This window comes from Acinetobacter legionensis (assembly GCF_048551735.1).
Taxonomy (GTDB): Bacteria; Pseudomonadota; Gammaproteobacteria; order Pseudomonadales; family Moraxellaceae; genus Acinetobacter.
The window spans coordinates 16465-34338 of record NZ_JBIMBV010000022.1; the positions used below are offsets into that span (position 1 = coordinate 16465).

Here is a 17874-nt window from a genome sequence, read left to right on the forward strand (position 1 = left end):
TAGGTCTTTCCAAAATTGGCTAAAATCTAAAATCATGTTGCAACAACACTTACCTGACCTTGGTCAACATTGAATAACTGGTAGGAAATAGACAAATCATGTAAATGTTTTTTTACTGATTCATGGTCTAGTGTGGTAATAAAAACTTGACTACCAAGTTGGCTCAATCGCTCAATTAAACGTTGTTGTGCGCTTAAATCTAATTCTGCTGTTACATCATCTAATAATACCACAGTTTCTTTATTACAGGCATGTAACATGGCAATTTGTGATAGTTTTAAAGCCATTATCAATAACTTTTTCTGCCCTCTAGACAGTACCACATCCGCTTCACCTAATGGAGTTTTTAATCGAATATCTGCACGATGAGGCCCATATTCGGTATAACGTCGATCAACATCTTTTTGGTGATATAGAATCAAATCATGGGCTAAACCATGTTCCACATGGAACCCTGCACTGTATTCCATCTCAATCTTTAAATCGGGCAATAACTGCCCCAAATCTTCTTGTAAATATAACTTCCATTGCTCAATAATTTCGACCCGTTGAGAATGCAACATTTCACCATAATCACTAAGCATTTTGTTCCACGGCTCTAAATCGAGCAACGTCAGATTACGTTTCGTTTTAAGTAAGCTATTTCTTTGTTTTAAAGCGCGTGAATAATATTGCCATGCATGATAGAAATCTGGTTCCACGTGAAACATGAGCCAATCCAATAATTGGCGACGTGGTTTTGCACCATGATCGATAATATCAGTACTTAACGGATCAATCAGTTGCAATGGCAAGATTTTGGCAAGTTGCCCTTGGGTTGCAACAGTATCACCATTTACCTTAATTAACTGCTCACCACTTTGTAGCTTTTGCATACCAATCTTTTCGGTCAGTGATTGAGCAAAAACAATGGCGTCTGATTGATTACTTTGAATGTAATTTTTAGGGATATGTGTTCGAAAAGATCGACCTGTTGCCAATAAATGGATGGCTTCCAAAATGGAAGTTTTTCCTGAACCATTTTGTCCGTAAAAAACATTAAACGGTTGCAACTCATGGAGGGCAACCGTCTTGAGGTTTCGAACACGTTGTATATTTAAACGCGTAATATGCATGGCTATGATTTAAAAATAAATCAATTAAACACGCATCGGCATTACAACGTAAGTTTGATTAGATTGTGTTGGATCTTGTACCAATACAGATTGATTCGCTTCAGACATGGTCATTGCAACATCATCACCATCTAAAACACTTAATACCTCTAAAATATATTGAGCATTAAATGACATTTCCATAGGAGCATTGGCATATTGAATAGCTAAATCTTCAATCGCTTCATCTTGCTCAGGGTTATTGGCACGTAATTGCAAAGAATCAGCATTAAAATTTAAGAATACCCCACGTAATTTTTCATTACTTAAAATCGCAACACGTTGTAATGATTGCTTAAATACATCATGTGGAATATTTACAACTTTGTCACCACCACGTGGAATCACACGTCGATAATCAGGAAATTTCCCATCAATCAATTTTGTGGTGAAACGTACGGTAATATCGCCTTGTTCTTTATCACGGCTAGAGGTTTGAATGGTAACATTCAGCAATTCACGACCAATTAACAAAGTAAGCTGCTCATCTTCGATACTTAAAAGACGCTGTAACTCACCTACTGCTTTACGAGGAACAATGGCTTGAACCAATTGAGCAGCAGTTGAAGACGCCAATGTTTCGCACAATGCTAAACGATGTCCATCTGTGGTGACTGCGCGTAATTGATTTTCATCAATTTCCAATAATGTACCAGTTAGATAAAAACGTACATCTTGAACAGCCATTGCAAACGAAGTTTTTTCAAATAAACGCTTTAATTCACGTTCAGTCACTTTAACTTGAGTGCCCTGGCTATTTTCATTGGTTAATAGTGGATAGTCTTCAGCAGGCAACGTCCCTAAAACAAAGCGACTGTTTCCAGATTTTAAAATACAGCGCTGATCTTCAGTAATCTGTAAATCAATCAAAGCTGCTGCTGGTAAAGATTTACAAATATCAACTAACTTACGTGCAGGAACAGTGGTTTCCCCTGCTTGTAAACATGCGCCTTCAGCTAGAGTTGTACTTGCAACAAGCTCCACTTCTAAATCTGATCCAGTAATCGTAAGCGCTTGATTTGTAGCTTGAATTTTCACGTTTGAAAGAATGTTTAAAGTATGGCGACGTTCAACTGCTCCTACCACATGGGACAAAACATTAAGTAAGCTCTCTTTCGCGATTTTCAAACGCACGGTGGAATTCCTCTAACTAAATATGACAGAAAATGTGGGTAATAAATTTTTTTTAATGACGTACTATGCGGCAGTTTATGCCGCATTGCAAGCGCGTAATTTGTACAAATTTTAACTTTGTAACAGGCGCATGAGGTTTTTATAATCCTCATTAAAAATTGGATCTTCGTCGCGTAAACTTTGCACTTTTTCACATGCATGCATGACCGTACTGTGATCACGCCCGCCAAATGCCATCCCAATTTCAGGGAAACTGTCTCCAGTCAGTTCACGTGCTAGCCCCATCGCCAACTGACGTGGTCGAGCGTAAATACGTGTGCGTTTTGGCCCCACCAATTCTTTCAATGGAATTCGGAAGTATTCACTCACCACTCGCTGAATATTTTCAGTACTGATGGTTCGGGCACGAATCGCCAAGACATCTTTCAAAGACTCACGAACCACTTCTAGATCGATTGCAGAACCCTTAAAGCGCGAGATCGCCACAACTTTGTTTAAAGCGCCTTCAAGCTCACGCACATTGGCAACAACTTGTTGTGCAATAAATAAAGCGCAATTGCGAGGAAGATCTATCCCACTACTTTCAGCTTTTTTCAGCAAAATTTCGATACGTGTTTCAATATCTGGTGGTTCAACTCCAACCGATAATCCCCATGAAAAACGCGATACTAAGCGCGGATCCAATTCGGTTAATTCTTTTGGATAACGGTCAGAGGTTAAAATAATCTGTTTAGACTCATCCAATAAAGCATTGAATGTATAGAAAAATTCGACAAGACTGGCTTCTTTACCTGCCAATAAATGAATATCATCAACCAATAATAAATCTAAAGAACGGCAATTCTTTTTAAATTCTTCAACCTTACCTTTTTGCAGAGAGCTGACAAAATCTTGTACAAAACTTTCCGCAGTCATATACATTACACGCGCATTTGGTTTTGCTTGTAATAATGCATTCCCAACTGCTTGCATTAAATGCGTTTTACCAAGCCCTGTAGGACCATATAAAAATAGTGGATTATGTTGAGATTCTCCCAGTTGTGTTAAAACTTTACGACACGTTTCAGCCGCCATTTGGTTAGAACGGCCTTCAACAAATAGAGCAAAATTAAACAATGGATTTAGTTGGCGTTTCTTCACATTTTTTGCAGAAACAACTTCATATTCTTTATCTTTTTTAGCTTTTGTATGATGGGTGGGTGTAGGCGAACTTTCAAGTGCTGCTGTTGTTGTCGCAGGTTGTTCAGAGGCAGAAAGTATAGCTCCCGGACGCGAGTCGACTATAATTTCGACTTTGCGAATTCGCCCTTCAGATAATTGTTCCGCCAAAATAGAAATCAGTTCTAAATGATGTTCTTGAATGTAGCGAGTCCAATATGGATTGGGTGCATACAGTTTTAAAGTATCTTCGACTTCTTCTGCAACCAAAGGACGAATCCACATGGCAAAGACATTATCAGAGAGCTCTTGTCGCAAGCGAGTTAAGCAGTCCGTCCAAAGCATGTGAAACCCCTTCATTCAATTTTAAATTCAAAAAAGACTATTTACCCCTACCCTAGTAGGTGAAGGGGTCGCCATTCTAACCAAGTTATCCACATCTGTCATGGTTAATTCAATCTAATTCGCTCAAAAAAGCAACCTTCTGTAAATAAATTTAAATTTAAAGCAACTGTGGATAAGGTTTTCCACAAGCTGTGGATAAATTATCACAGAAAGTTATCCACAATCCATCAAATTAATAGAAACATGGATACTCACAGGGTAAGTTATTATTATTTATCTTAAAAAAGCTGTTTTCCACAGAAAAAACGCTCCCTAATAATAATAAATATAAATTTTAAATTTGAATTTATTTATAAGGATCAGGATTTCTGTGGATAAAGCTTAAGTTATGAATTTAAATTCAAAACAACACGATTTTTAAATTTAAAATTAAGAAATTAAAGTTAAATTGTGAATCAGCCTATGGATAACTTTGAGGATATATCTGTGTGTAACTCTTATTTATATTATAAAATAATAAGTTATGCTGTGAATATATATTTTTAATAATTTATTCAATTTAATCTATATAAAGTTGTTGGCTGGGTAAAAATAAAGCGTCTATATAAAAGAAATGTGTATATTTATTGACAGAATAAAGAATGCACAATACAATCGCGAACCTTTAGAAAAGATCAATTTTGGAGTTTCGATATGAAACGTACATTCCAACCATCTGAATTAAAGCGCAAGCGTGTTCATGGTTTCCGTGCTCGTATGGCTACTAAGGCTGGTCGTCAAGTATTAGCTCGCCGTCGTGCAAAAGGCCGTCATAGTTTAACTGTTTAATCTTTTAAACAGTTGATAGACGACTTGGGTGTTATGTCTCTTTATAGTTTCAGTCCAGAGGTGAGAATCCACTGCGCTGCTGATTACAAAGATGTATTTGATGGTGCGCTTTTTAAAGTGCATCAACCCCATTTTATATTCTTAGCAAAAGTCACCGAACAGCCTAAAAGCCGTTTGGGTATTGTTGTTGCAAAGAAGAAAGTGCGCCGTGCGCATGAAAGAAATCGAATAAAACGTTTAACGCGTGAAAGTTTTCGCTTAAACCAGCAAAATATAGATTTGTTGGATATTGTGGTGATGCCTAAAGTTGGTATAGAAGCAGTTCCAAATGCTGAGCTTTTTCAGCAATTACAATTTGCTTGGTTAAAATTGCAGCGCATTGTTAAAAAGCACCATAAAATAGCTCAATCTTCCCCTCAAAAATAGAGGATACCAATGATTCGTTTATTGCATTGGTTGATTCGTTTCTATCAAATTGCGATTAGTCCTCTCATTGGACCTCGTTGTCGTTATATTCCGACTTGTTCTCAATATTCGTTAGAAGCAATCCATACGCACGGCGCATTAAAAGGTAGCTGGTTAGCAACCAAACGCGTGTGTCGTTGTCATCCTTGGGGTGGGTATGGTTATGATCCTGTGCCAAAAAAAACAATTCGTTTTATTTCATTTCAGCAAATAGATTCTCAAACGCTTCATGTTCCTGTACCCTTGCGTGAACGTTTATTGAACCAAAATCACTCTAACCACTTGGGGTAATAGATATGCAACAATGGGCCAGGTTTGCAATCCTTGGGGCCATGTTAGTCACCGCATATTTGCTCATTTTGGCTTGGCAAAAAGACTATGGTCATGACAATACATCGAAGGCTGCGACACCGCAGGCTGTTGTAGCGCATGATGTGTCTGCCGATCTGCCAAAAGGTCAAGCAACTGCGGCCACTAGCGATGTTCCACAAGCAAATATAGCTGCTGCACAACAGAATACAGCTGCACCAGCCACAGCAAATCAACAATTGATTTCAGTACAAACTGACCTTTATCATCTTTGGATTAGTCCTAAAGGTGGTGATATTGTTCGTATTGAATTACTGAATCATGACAAGAGCAAAGACAGTGATCAGCCTTTTGTTATGCTTGAAAGTGATGCAAAACGTACCTATGTTGCGCAATCTGGGTTAATTGGATTGAATGGTCCGGACAGTAAGCCAGATCGTCCAAACTATGCGTTTGAAAAAACTGCTTATACTATTGCAGATGCCAAAGCAGCCAAGGACAAAGATGGCAAAACATCTCAAGTTTTAGCTGTACCAATGGTATTTAAAACAGCAGATGGCGTTGAAATCATCAAAACATTTACCTTTAAACAAGGTCAATATCCAATCGATGTGAGCTATCAGGTTGTCAACCGTAGTGCGCAAAATTGGCAAGGACAAATGTTTGGTCAAATTAAGCGTGATAACTCAGATGATCCAGGAAAAACCTCGCAAGGGATTTTTACACTTGGAACATATTTGGGTGGCGCTTGGGGTACCCCTGATGAGCATTATAACAAGCTAAAATTTGCAAATTTTACCGATGAAAAACTCAACACTGAAGCAAAAGGCGGATGGGTTGCGATTGTTCAGCATTATTTTGTAAGTGCTTGGATGCCAGGTCATTTTGGCGGTCAAGAATACACAGCAAAATTGGAATCTCGTAAATCTGCAGATGGTATGAATATCATCGGGTTTACTTCTCCAACCATCAATGTTCCAGCTGGAAAAGCAATGAGCATTGATGCAACGTTCTACTCAGGTCCAAAAATTCAATCTGAATTAAAAGACTTGGCTGTTGGTTTAAACCAAACTGTAGACTATGGTTGGTTATGGCCAATTGCAAAATTATTATTTGCTGGCTTACAGTTCTTCCATAATCTTGTGGGTAACTGGGGCTGGTCAATTATCTTATTGACTGTATTGGTTAAGCTTATTCTTTGGCCTTTGTCGTCTAAGAGCTATCGCTCTATGGCGAAAATGCGTGTGATTGCACCTGAAATGCAACGCATGAAAGAAGAGTTTGGTGAAGACCGCATGCGTTTCTCACAAGAAATGATGGCGCTTTACAAACGTGAGCAAGTTAATCCACTTGCGGGTTGTCTACCATTGTTGTTGCAAATGCCAATCTTCTTAGCATTGTATTGGGTATTGATGGAATCTGTAGAGCTTCGTCATGCACCATGGATGCTTTGGATTCAAGATTTATCTGCAATGGATCCTTGGTTTATTTTGCCGTTGATCATGGGTGTAACGATGTTTGTTCAACAAATGTTGAACCCACAACCTACTGATCCAATGCAAGCTAAAGTCTTCAAAATCATGCCGATCATGTTTACAGTATTTATGCTGTTCTTCCCTTCAGGCTTGGTTTTATACTGGATTGTGAACAACTCGATCACGATTCTGCAACAATGGTTTATCAACAAAAATGTTGCTAAAGCCAAAGTCGCAAGCGAAGTGGTTTAATCTTCATAGATTAAGCAATAGCTGAAAAAATCCGCTTAAGATGGTAATCTTAGGCGGATTTTTTTATTGTCAAAGTTTGAGTAATTTAGATGAGCAACCCTGTAAGCCAAACCACAATTGCAGCAATTGCGACTCCACCTGGACGTGGTGGTGTAGGTGTGATTCGTCTATCTGGTCCTAAGGCTTATGCGATTGCACAAGCTTTAACTCAAAAAGTGCTTCCTCAAGCGCGCTTTGCTGGTTTTCGTCAGTTTTTTGATGAAAAAGGTGAAGTGATGGATGAGGGCCTAGCAATTTGCTTTCCAAATCCAAACTCGTTTACGGGTGAAGATGTGGTGGAATTGCAGGGACATGGTGGTCCTGTAATTCAAAATGCACTTCTTGCACGATTGTTTGAGCTGGGTGCTATCGCCGCCAAAGCAGGCGAGTTTTCCATGCGAGCCTTTGAAAATGGCAAAATGGACTTGGTTCAAGCTGAAGCGATTGCAGATTTAATTGATGCGACCTCACAAGCAGCTGCACGTTCAGCAGTACGTTCTTTGCAAGGTGCGTTTTCCAATAAAGTGAATACCGTGTTGGAAAAACTGATTCATTTACGTTTGCATGTTGAAGCGGCGATTGATTTTCCTGAAGAGGAAATTGACTTTTTGGCAGATGGAAAAATTCTTCATCTGCTTGAAGATGTGCAATCTTCTGTTTCTGCTGTACAACACTCTGCGCGCCAGGGACAGTTATTACGTGAAGGTCTGCAAGTGGTGATTGCAGGTAAGCCCAATGCGGGTAAATCTTCGTTATTGAATGCCTTGGCGGGAAATGACCGTGCCATTGTTACGGATATCGCAGGAACAACACGTGATGTACTGCATGAGAAAATTACTTTAAATGGCTTGCCTATCACACTGACAGATACTGCGGGCTTACGTGAAACAGGTGATGTGGTCGAAAAAGAAGGCATTCGCCGAGCAATCAAAGAAATTGAACAAGCGGATTTATTACTTTTGGTCTATGACCTCAGCCAAGGTGAAAATCCTTTAGCACTTGCTCAGCGCTATTTTGAAGATCATTTAGAAACTAAACGCTTGATGTTGATTGGGAATAAGTGTGATTTAACTACACAATCACCTGAATTAAGTGATTTTCAAGGTTTTCGCCATATTAGCGTATCGGCCAAGCAGGAAATGGGCGTACAAGCGCTTATAGATGCGATTACAGCGCATGCTGGCTTCCATCCTGAAGAAGATACCTTTATTGCACGGACTCGCCATTTAGACGCAATGAAGCGCACTCAGCACTATCTTGCAGAAGCACATGAGCAACTTGAGGTCTATCATGCGGGTGAACTGGTCGCTGAATCGTTACGTTTAGCACAGAATGCCTTAGCTGAGATCACAGGCGATTTTAGTGCTGATGATCTGTTAGGGGTAATTTTTGGCTCGTTCTGTATTGGAAAGTAATTTCAATTTAAGCCATTATTCTAGTAAGTTACAGTTAATTCCAAGATAAAATTAATAGCAATAATTTTTAATGACTTATTGCTATTTTTTATATTTTGATTATTCCAATGTATTTATTTAAATCAACTGGTGCTATTGTTTTTTTAGTCACCTATTAGGTGCATAATAATATAACTGAAAGGAAAAAAATGAGTGACTAAAAGTGCCGATTAAAACGAATATATTTTTTTCAACTGATAGAGAAATTCAAAATCTAAAAGCGCAAGCAAAGCGTTTTACTGTCAAAGATAAACTGAATAATGGCTTATTCATTGAAGTCAAAGAATCAGGTATAAAATCTTGGCACTACAGATATACCCTAAACGGTAAACAAGAACGATTGGTTATAGGACGTTATCCGGATCTGTCGTTAAAGGAGGCCCGGCAAATTAGAGATGAGTCTGCTTCAATGGTGGCTAAAGGTATATCTCCAAAAAAAGAAAAAGATGACAAAAAATTAGGCAACAGTAACAGCATATTATTTAAAGATTATGGTGAGCGTTACTTAAATGAAGTGATCAGAAAAGATAGAAAAAGTCCCTACAATATGATTTTGTGCTTAAAGAACGATATTTATCCGTTTATTGGGGAATTATCTTTAAAGCAGATTACTATTGATGAGGTCAGAAAAGTAATATGGCGTAAAAAAGATCAAGGTTATGATTCTGCGGCTAGTCAAGTACGAGGTTTGTTAAAAAGAATGCTTGATTACGCAGTAACATTAGGCATGATTCAATTTAATCCTGTTTTATCCATACCTACTAGACATGTTTGTAAAGCCAAACCAAGAGATCGATTTTTAACTGAAGTAGAAATTAAGACTTTTTACACAGCAGTTTTCACTTCAAGAATTTATAAGCCTCGGAAATACGGTCTATTATTATCGCTATTAACCTTGGTGCGAAAATCAGAATTATTAAAAGCGAAATGGGAGCATATTGACTTTGTTAATAAAACTTGGTTGATACCAGAGACTAAAAGGGATGGTAATTCAGGTCATTCTCGTGAAATGATTGTATATATGTCTGATCAAATCATTTCAATATTAAACGAGTTAAAAATTATTGGTGGTAATGAGCCTTATATTTTTGTTGGGCGGAAATCAGGAACACATATTAGCCACAATGCATTTAATACAGCACAAAAAAATGTTTTGGAATTTACCACTTTGTCGCCTTTTACCATTCACGATCTTAGGAGAACAGCGAGCACCCACTTACATGAGCAAGGCTTTAATAGTGATGTAATTGAGGCAAGCTTGAATCATACAGTCAAGGGTATTCGGGGAGTTTATAATAAAGCTTCATATAAACAACAACGGATTGATATGCTTCAAAAATGGAGTGATTACATTTACGGTATCATTGGTAATATACCTTTAGTGCAATAATTTTTAAATTTATCAGTTTTACTGAATTATTAAACTTAAAAAACTGATGTATGTACACGATAATTTAAAAAAAATATTGCATTTTTTAAATTACCCCCTAAATTGTCTTTATTGATTTGATGTTAAATCGATAATCGTAGCAGTTTTATAAACTGCTGAATTTAATGACAGATTTTTTGTCTTTAATGCTCGTACCTTATTTGTCAATTCTTGTAGCGGAGAATTGAGTTTATTTTAAGCCCAAAAGGCATATGCAACCTTATAAAATTGGTTGAAAATTAAAACTTGAAATTTGTCTGAATCTATCCTTAATAAAGAGATGATCCAGATGAATAATATTATTCTGACTCAAAAAAATCGTTTAATCCGTCGTAAAGAAGTACAGACCAAGACTGGTTTGTGTGCTTCATCAATTTATGCCCTTATGAAACAGGGTAAATTCCCCCACCCCATACATTTATCCATACGCAGGGTTGCTTGGATTGAATCCGAAGTAGATTTATGGATTGAAGAACGTATCACTAAAAATTACGGTTCAAAAATATGGGGGGTTAAATAATGTCCTATCCAAAGCATAAAAATCGAAAATATAAATTTAGACTGAATAAAGATCTGCTCCCAAGAGTGCCTGAGTATTTATCTGCGCATGGTTTTGATCATGACAGATCAAAAACTTGGTCAATGATACTTTGCCCTTTTCATGATGATACGAATCCGAGTCTGGGTATCAATTTGAATATCGGTTGTTTCAATTGTTTTGCATGTGGAACCAAAGGTGGTGACTTGATTGCGTTTCATATGAAATTTAAAAAAATAAGTTTTATCGATGCATGTAAAGATTTAGGTGCTTGGGAAGAATGCAAATGAAAAATACACAATTAATGCATGAGCAGGCTGAAGTTTTTGCACAATCAATTGTTAAAAAACAAAACGGTTTTAAATTTGAAGCTGTCTTTCAATATACTCATGAAAATGGCGATGTGATTTACTGGAAATTGAGGGCTAAAAATCCAAATAATGGACAGAAATTTATACGTTCATTTTCATTGGAAGGTAGCGCATTTGTATTGAAAGAGCCTGACTTTCGTGAGGTCTTCCCACAAGGGAATGGTAGCAAACCACTATATGCATTATGTCGGATCTCAGTCTCAAAAGATCAGCCGATCTATGTGGTAGAGGGTGAGCAGAAAGCTGATTATTTAAATAAACTTGGTCTATATGCGACCACAACTGGTGGTTGTCAAAGTGTCAGCAAAACAGATTTGAGTCCTTTATTTGGTCGCTCAATTATTGTATGGCCTGATAATGATGAACCAGGATTAAAATTTTTGTCTACTTTGAATGAAGCTGTTCATGAAAAAAATACGTTGGTTTCTGTAATTAAACTGGATGAACTTAATTTAGAAAGCAAAGATGATGTCATCGATTGGGTAGAGAAACGTGCGGTTATTGGACTGGAAACATCAATCAAGGATGTCCAAAATCTTACAATAGTTCCATACAAATCGACTGAATTTAAACAAGTTGAAAAAAATAATGAAGCTGAGCTGCATAAGAAAAGTGAGGTTCTAGCCGCCCCTATGCCTCATAAGAATGGTCAGTTTGAGATTACCTCAGATGGTGTACATTATCTAAGAATGCGCGATGGTGAATTGGAATGCTTTTGGTTATCTACACCTGTTTTAATTTTAGCTAAAACACGAGATCAGACCTCAAACGATTGGGGACGATTGCTTAAATGGGTAGATGATGCAAATGTAGAGCACAAATGGGCTTTACCTATGGAAACTCTGCAAACTGATGGTGCAGATATGCGTAAAGCACTTGCTCATATGGGAGTAACCCTTTCTACTTCCAGATCCGCTCGAGAATTATTTCAAACGTATATAGCCAATTACCCAGTTGATACATTTGCAAAATGTGTAAACAGAGTTGGATGGCATGATCATCAATATATTTTGCCCAATAATGTTATTGGTGAAAATAGCAGTGGTGAGCTCATCGTTTATCAATCTACTCACAATGTAATTGATAAATATGTACAAAAAGGTACCTTGAATGATTGGCAGAATAATGTCGCTAAGTATTCGGAAAATCATGATTTTTTAGTTTTGGCTCTGTCTAGTGCTTTTACAGGTCAGTTGCTTGAACCTCTGGGCCGTCATGGAGCTGGTATACATTTCAAAGGTAAATCATCTAAAGGTAAAAGTACTGCCGTTTTTATTGCCTGTTCTGTATGGGGGAATCCTGAGTCGTATTATCATACATGGCGTAATACAAGTAATGCATTAGAACAAACAGCATTTACGCATAATGATGGCTTACTGGTATTGGATGAAATCGGCGAAATTCCGAATCCTAAAGATCTGGGTAATATTATTTACATGCTAATTAATGGCTCAGGTAAAGGCCGGATGACAAAAAGCCTGACTGTACGCGAGACAGCTCGGTGGAGGCTTGTATTTCTTTCCAGCGGTGAAAAAACATTGTCTGAGTTGATGAACGAAGCCGGTCAACAAGCCAAGTTGGGGCAGGAAATTCGATTAATTAACATCGATATAGATCAGTCTGAGCATGGTATTTTTGATCAAATTGATTTTTCAGAAAATGCAGCTCAACAAGCATTGTTGCTTAATAGTAATATCAAGCAACATTATGGAGTAGCTGGGGCTGCTTGGTTGCAATATTTGACTTCAGATAAAGTTAAAGTAACAGAAATAGCAAATCGCTTACTTGATGAATATGCTCAGGTGTTAATTGGACAGCATAAACAAGGGCATATCATTCGTGTAGCAAACTATTTTGCTTTGGTTGCTGTTAGTGGTGAGATGGCAACAATTGCGGGTATAACGGGATGGAAGTCAGGTACAGCCATTAGATCAGTTCAAAATATTTTTAATCATTGGATTGGTAACTTTGAACAAGTTGGTGATTATGAAGATGAAGAAATTTTGAATCAGGTACGTACTTTTTTCACGCTTCATGGTAGTAGTCGTTTTGAGCTGATTAACACTGAGTTTAGTGAGCAGACTAAAGTATTTAATAGAATGGGATTCGTTAAAGTTGAAGCTGATGAACGACAATTTTATGTTTATCCAGAAATTTTTAAACAAGAAATATGTAAGTCACTCAATTCAAAAGTTGTTGCAAAAGTCTTGAAAAAATATGGATGGATTGACTGTGATGGTAAACTAATGACAAAAGTAAAAAGGTTGCCAGAATCAGAAAAGGTTACCCGTTTATATGTTTTTAATGCCAATGTTATGATGAACTTCGATATTGAAGCTAAAAGTGAAATAAAACAAAGTAACAGCAGTAACTTTAGTAACATGTTTGAAAATTAAAGCTTTATTTGGTAACAAATAATATGAACTAAATGTAACAGGTAACATAATGTTACCTGTTACATTTCTGTATCAAGTAGTGTAACTTTTAAAATTTTTAAAAATCATGCAGTTAACAGTGTTACACCGTTACAAGTTATTTGTATTCATGTACTCAATACTTTCTTGTACTACTGGCCAATTAATCAATAAGCCTGTCCCTAAACGAAATGGTGTACCTTCATCAATTAATCCTAAATATTTTAGAAAAGGTATTTCTGCTTGAAAGGCATTTCTTGGGTTTCCTGGTGACCGAATAGAGGATGTTAAAATGAGAGAAAGATCATCTTTCATTTTTTCATATAAATATGCTTTAAATCCCACATTATCAAATTTGATAGTGCCATTTTTTCTATTCATACTCGCAAAATACATAGCTTCTTCGCTAAATACTTCTTCAGAAAGTTGATATACATAATGTAAAAATGCTGAAAAATTGCCATATACCAACGCAGTTCCTCTTAAAACTTGCATAGATGTAGACGCATATACCGAATTTTCTTTATCTGCTTCATCGACAAATCGATAGCCTACTTTTGTTAAATTACCTTCATTATCAATCAAATTTAGATGGTATAGACCTGAATCAATTACTTCACGATAACTGTGAGCTTGGTTACGTACGGTTCTAGCGTATTCTTCCCAAGCTTGGTTTTCAGTAATAGATCCATTATTTAATTTTTCAACTATTTTCTCTTTAAGTGAATCTCTTCTTCCACTTAAAAAATTGGCAAATTCATTTTTATTTTGTTTAATCAGGCTAGGTATAGCATTTACAGCATAAAGACCTGTATGGGGATCTTTGATATATATGGGTGTTAATTTTTTATGAAAATAATAATTAAGCCAGACATGTAACCAAGTTCGATCCAAAATGGAATCATCTTTTGTATAACTTAAAAATTTAATTGGATCTGCCGTAGGCATCAGTCTATTTACAGCTGCAATTAATTCATTTGGAAGTTGAAAATTTCTATTCTTAGGGTACGAAGTAACGAACTTAACTTCTTTACAATATTTATAAAAAACATCAGGATAGCTCATTCCTTCTCGAACATGTGCCCATAAAGTAGATGATTTAGGTCTAGAACTAACAGAAGCTCCTGTTAATAAGGGTGATAAAGATAACTGTGGTTTTCGATAACAAGTAATCTTATTTTCAAAAGGATTAAGTTTTGCTAAATCAGGTTCTTCATACCCATATACGCCTACAGGCATTGTATTGGCTGTAAGGTCTAATATATCTGCAATATGATTAGCTGGTGTATTGTGGGAAGTGTATTTTTTAGGTATTACAATAATAGAAGCGTGATAGCCTTTATGTAAGTAAGCTAAAGATTGTCCTAGAGCAGTCAGGGTGCCATGTAATCCTTCATTTGTACGCTTAAACTCAACGGCAATATTTAAATCATCTGCGACAGATGCATGATAGGAGCTGATAACACCGTCAGCTAAGGGCCATAATCTTCCTCCTTCTCGACCAGAACCAATTGTCCAACCAGTGGAGTAGCTGCCAGTATTGGCAAAGTAAGAAGGTTGATCATGTCTAATTATATTTGCTATTTCGGCACATGCCCATGTTGCGTACAAGTCATGACTCATCCCCTACGTTCCCCTTGTTATATTCTTCAATGTATTCATTGATCTTTTTAAAGAAAGGTTCTGCCATTTTTGGTGGTACGGCATTACCTGCTTGAATACATTGTTGCTGTCTTGTGCCAAAAAATTCAAGTGTATCTGGAAAAGTTTGTATACGTGCAGCTTCTCTAGGGGTTAAAGTTCTATTGAGGGTAGGATGAATAGGAAAAGCATTATGACCTGGTACCATAGTAGTAGAGGGTTTATCACGATCTAATCGCTTATAAACATGACTATAGTTTGTAACTTTGCCTGTTTTGGAATCTTTACGTGTCGCATTTTGAAGATGTTCAGGTAAGGTATTTAAATCGAGCTTACCCCCTTCAGATACATAACTCATTCTTTCAGCAACAAGCGGTTTATGTGCTAAAGCAATATGATTAGGAATATCTTTTTCGTTTAAACTAGCAATATCTAGAATTGCTTCTCCAACAGTCGCATATGGTAATAAATTTGGATCTTTATCTGAATGTGTTTTTGGTGGGGCTTCAAAATTAATACCTAATCTATTACCGATCATAAACATACGATGACGTTTTTGAGGTACGCCATAATCAGCTGCACAAACAACTTCACACCAAATATCGTTGTATCCTAATTTTTGAAAAGTTCTGATTACCTCTTGAACGAATAATCCATTATCTAAAGACATAAAACCCTTTACATTTTCCATGAAGAAAAATTTTGGTTGTGTTTCTTCGACAATACGAATGTATTCATATACTAAGTGGTTACGTGGATCTTGTTTAGGGTCATAGCCTTGTGTATTCACAAAGCGTCTTTTTCCAAACATTGAAAATCCTTGGCAAGGTGGCCCACCTACAACAAGATCTACTTCTTTATCACCAATATACTGTTTGATTTCCTCAATTTTAAGATCTTTAATATCTTTGTGTATTAGTGGGATATCTTTAAAGTTATGGTGATGTGTTACTGCACAAGCATCATCTATTTCATTAGCAAATAAGATGTTACAACCAAGATTTTTTTTAGCTATTAATAAGCCACCAGCACCTGAAAAAAGATCAATACTATTCACTTACTTAACCTTTAATAATTCATTTTTGATAAATTCAGCTAAAACTTCTGAAAATTTTGGTGGAACAGCATTTCCAACTTGATGACCTTGTTGACGTCTGTTGCCTGCAAAAATCATCTCATCAGGGAAGGTTTGTATACGTGCCGCTTCACGAATCGTTAAACTACGATGTAGGACAGGATGAATAGGAAAAGCATCATTTCCAGGAACCATAGTTAAACTTGGTTTTTCACGATGTAGACGTTTATAAGTATTGCCAAAATTCTTTCGATACAATTCTTCTGAAAGTTTGTGTTCTGGTAATCGCCCACCTTCAGGGATTAACTTGTAACGTTCAATATTTTTTTCAGTATGCTTTAAAGCTACATGATTAAAGTCTGGATCTTCAGGTAAATCTGCTAAGTCATGAATGACATCCCAACACTTATTCCATTTTTGACAAAGAAGACTTGGATTTTCAGAATGAGTAGGTTCAGGAAATTCAACAGGAAGGCCCACTCTATTGCCTAAAATAATGACACGTTGTCTTATTTGAGGTACCCCATAATCAGCCATGTTAATTAGCTTGTAATCAACGTTATAACCCGCTTCTCTCAGTAGGGATAAAACATTTTGTAAGTAGGCACCTTTGTCCATGGTAAGAATGCCTTTTACATTTTCCATGACAATAAATTTAGGTTTTAAATCACTAATTAATTTAGCGTAAGTGATGACTAATTCATTGCGTGGATCATGAGCGGCTCTCTTTTCTGGATCAGACGAAGATCGTTTACCTATGGTTGAAAAGCCTTGACATGGAGGACCCCCAGCCATTACATCTAGATTCCCCTCAATAAAAGAAGCAATTTCTGTAGAAGAAATTAATGCAATATCTCTATTGATAAAGGGGATATGGGGGAAATTTAATTTATGAGTTTTTTCAACCTGTTGATTATTATCAATGCAAAGTTTTGTTGTGAAGCCTTGTCGCTCAAAGCCAATGTGTAGACCACCAGCACCGCAAAATAGATCAACCACATTAAACTGATTAGACATTAAACTTAACTCCAAATAAAAACTGCCGTATTATATGTTATCAAGTAACCAATGCCTAAATTTATATACTATATAATCGAACGACAAGATATGTCGTTACAATGGTTGGTCCTAAACTAGTTAAATTAAGTATTAAAATTATATAAAAAGTCACAGATTAGTCACTGGTTTATTGTTATTTTATTAAGTATTTAATTATTATTGATTTATTTTAATTAATTACGTTCTGTATTGGAAAGTAATCCTTTACTGTAAAAGATTAAAAGTGGACATGAGTCCGCTTTTTTTTTGATGAAAAGTTGTGCTTTTGTAAGCTTAATTTACATCAATCTTATAATTGTTTACTGTAAGATCAATTACATATTCAACAAAGGCTTCTTTTCATGAAAAAAACTCCTTTATTGCTTGCGATTGCTGTTTTAGTGATGACGTCAAATGTTTGGGCAGGTAAAGATGATCATGTGATTATTCAAGAAGCTGCCAAAAACAAGATCACCATTGGACAAGCAATACGTGCCAATGATGAAACAGCTGTTACCTTGACGGGGACAATTGTTCGTCAAATAAAACATGAACATTATGAGCTAAAAGACAGTACAGGAACCATCGGGATCGAAGTGGATGATGATCTTATCGATTTAAAAAAGTTAAAACCGGGTACCAAAGTTAAAGTTGTAGGGGAAGTGGATACTCACCGCTATAAACCCACTGATATAGAAGTGGTTAAAATTGAGATTATTCAATAATCGATTTTAACCAACATCTAGGCGCACAGC

General features: G+C 36.6%; 16 protein-coding genes. 10 read left to right on the forward strand and 6 right to left on the reverse strand.

The window, feature by feature from the left end:
- Positions 1-32 precede the first annotated feature (32 nt).
- The 3 genes from recF to dnaA form a co-directional block, all read right to left on the reverse strand.
- Entirely contained in the window at positions 33-1115 is a 1083-nt protein-coding gene (recF, locus tag ACG9ZL_RS17510; protein ID WP_336954627.1) for a DNA replication/repair protein RecF, read from the reverse strand.
- A 24-nt stretch (positions 1116-1139) separates the two neighbouring features.
- A complete protein-coding gene (gene dnaN, locus ACG9ZL_RS17515; RefSeq protein ID WP_336954626.1) occupies positions 1140-2288 on the reverse strand; it encodes a DNA polymerase III subunit beta in 1149 nt (382 codons plus the stop codon).
- Positions 2289-2399: 111 nt separating this feature from the next.
- The gene (gene dnaA, locus ACG9ZL_RS17520) at positions 2400-3791 is read right to left on the reverse strand and encodes a chromosomal replication initiator protein DnaA (protein ID WP_336954624.1); all 1392 of its coding nucleotides are present in this window, start codon (positions 3789-3791) and stop codon (positions 2400-2402) included.
- Positions 3792-4484: 693 nt separating this feature from the next.
- Here dnaA and rpmH point away from each other — a divergent pair.
- From rpmH to ACG9ZL_RS17565, 9 genes are all read left to right on the forward strand, one after another.
- The gene (gene rpmH, locus ACG9ZL_RS17525; protein WP_000831329.1) at positions 4485-4619 is read left to right on the forward strand and encodes a 50S ribosomal protein L34; all 135 of its coding nucleotides are present in this window, start codon (positions 4485-4487) and stop codon (positions 4617-4619) included.
- 33 nt (positions 4620-4652) lie between these two features.
- Complete coding sequence (rnpA, locus tag ACG9ZL_RS17530) at positions 4653-5045, forward strand: ribonuclease P protein component (protein WP_004718937.1); 393 nt, start codon at positions 4653-4655, stop codon at positions 5043-5045.
- 9 nt (positions 5046-5054) lie between these two features.
- On the forward strand, positions 5055-5375 hold the full coding sequence (gene yidD / locus ACG9ZL_RS17535; protein ID WP_004718939.1) for a membrane protein insertion efficiency factor YidD: 321 nt from the start codon (positions 5055-5057) through the stop codon (positions 5373-5375).
- Between the two features lie 5 nt (positions 5376-5380).
- Positions 5381-7120, forward strand: a complete 1740-nt coding sequence (yidC, locus tag ACG9ZL_RS17540; protein ID WP_004718941.1) for a membrane protein insertase YidC — start codon at positions 5381-5383, stop codon at positions 7118-7120.
- Positions 7121-7209: 89 nt separating this feature from the next.
- Entirely contained in the window at positions 7210-8574 is a 1365-nt protein-coding gene (gene mnmE / locus ACG9ZL_RS17545) for a tRNA uridine-5-carboxymethylaminomethyl(34) synthesis GTPase MnmE (protein WP_419360946.1), read from the forward strand.
- 202 nt (positions 8575-8776) lie between these two features.
- Positions 8777-10003, forward strand: a complete 1227-nt coding sequence (locus tag ACG9ZL_RS17550) for a tyrosine-type recombinase/integrase (RefSeq protein WP_419360948.1) — start codon at positions 8777-8779, stop codon at positions 10001-10003.
- Between the two features lie 328 nt (positions 10004-10331).
- Entirely contained in the window at positions 10332-10562 is a 231-nt protein-coding gene (locus ACG9ZL_RS17555; RefSeq protein ID WP_419360950.1) for a helix-turn-helix transcriptional regulator, read from the forward strand.
- Complete coding sequence (locus ACG9ZL_RS17560; protein WP_419360951.1) at positions 10562-10870, forward strand: CHC2 zinc finger domain-containing protein; 309 nt, start codon at positions 10562-10564, stop codon at positions 10868-10870. Before ACG9ZL_RS17555 ends, ACG9ZL_RS17560 begins: the two co-directional genes overlap by 1 nt.
- Positions 10867-13347, forward strand: a complete 2481-nt coding sequence (locus tag ACG9ZL_RS17565) for a DUF927 domain-containing protein (protein WP_419360953.1) — start codon at positions 10867-10869, stop codon at positions 13345-13347. Before ACG9ZL_RS17560 ends, ACG9ZL_RS17565 begins: the two co-directional genes overlap by 4 nt.
- A gap of 129 nt (positions 13348-13476) precedes the next feature.
- On the opposite strand, the gene ACG9ZL_RS17570 is transcribed toward ACG9ZL_RS17565, so the two are convergent.
- From ACG9ZL_RS17570 to ACG9ZL_RS17580, 3 genes are read right to left on the reverse strand one after another with little or no spacing between them, the layout of a single operon-like run.
- Positions 13477-14988 carry a hypothetical protein gene (locus ACG9ZL_RS17570; protein WP_419360955.1) on the reverse strand — a complete coding sequence of 504 codons (1512 nt, stop codon included), beginning with the start codon at positions 14986-14988 and terminating at the stop codon, positions 13477-13479.
- The gene (locus ACG9ZL_RS17575) at positions 14978-16063 is read right to left on the reverse strand and encodes a DNA cytosine methyltransferase (RefSeq protein WP_419360956.1); all 1086 of its coding nucleotides are present in this window, start codon (positions 16061-16063) and stop codon (positions 14978-14980) included. The genes ACG9ZL_RS17570 and ACG9ZL_RS17575 overlap by 11 nt, the downstream gene beginning before the upstream one ends.
- A complete protein-coding gene (locus ACG9ZL_RS17580) occupies positions 16064-17098 on the reverse strand; it encodes a DNA cytosine methyltransferase (RefSeq protein WP_419360958.1) in 1035 nt (344 codons plus the stop codon).
- Between the two features lie 383 nt (positions 17099-17481).
- On the opposite strand from ACG9ZL_RS17580, the gene ACG9ZL_RS17585 reads away from it, so the two are divergent.
- Positions 17482-17844 (forward strand): NirD/YgiW/YdeI family stress tolerance protein, encoded by a 363-nt coding sequence (locus ACG9ZL_RS17585; protein ID WP_004818181.1) that lies wholly within the window; start codon positions 17482-17484, stop codon positions 17842-17844.
- Positions 17845-17874: the final 30 nt, after the last annotated feature.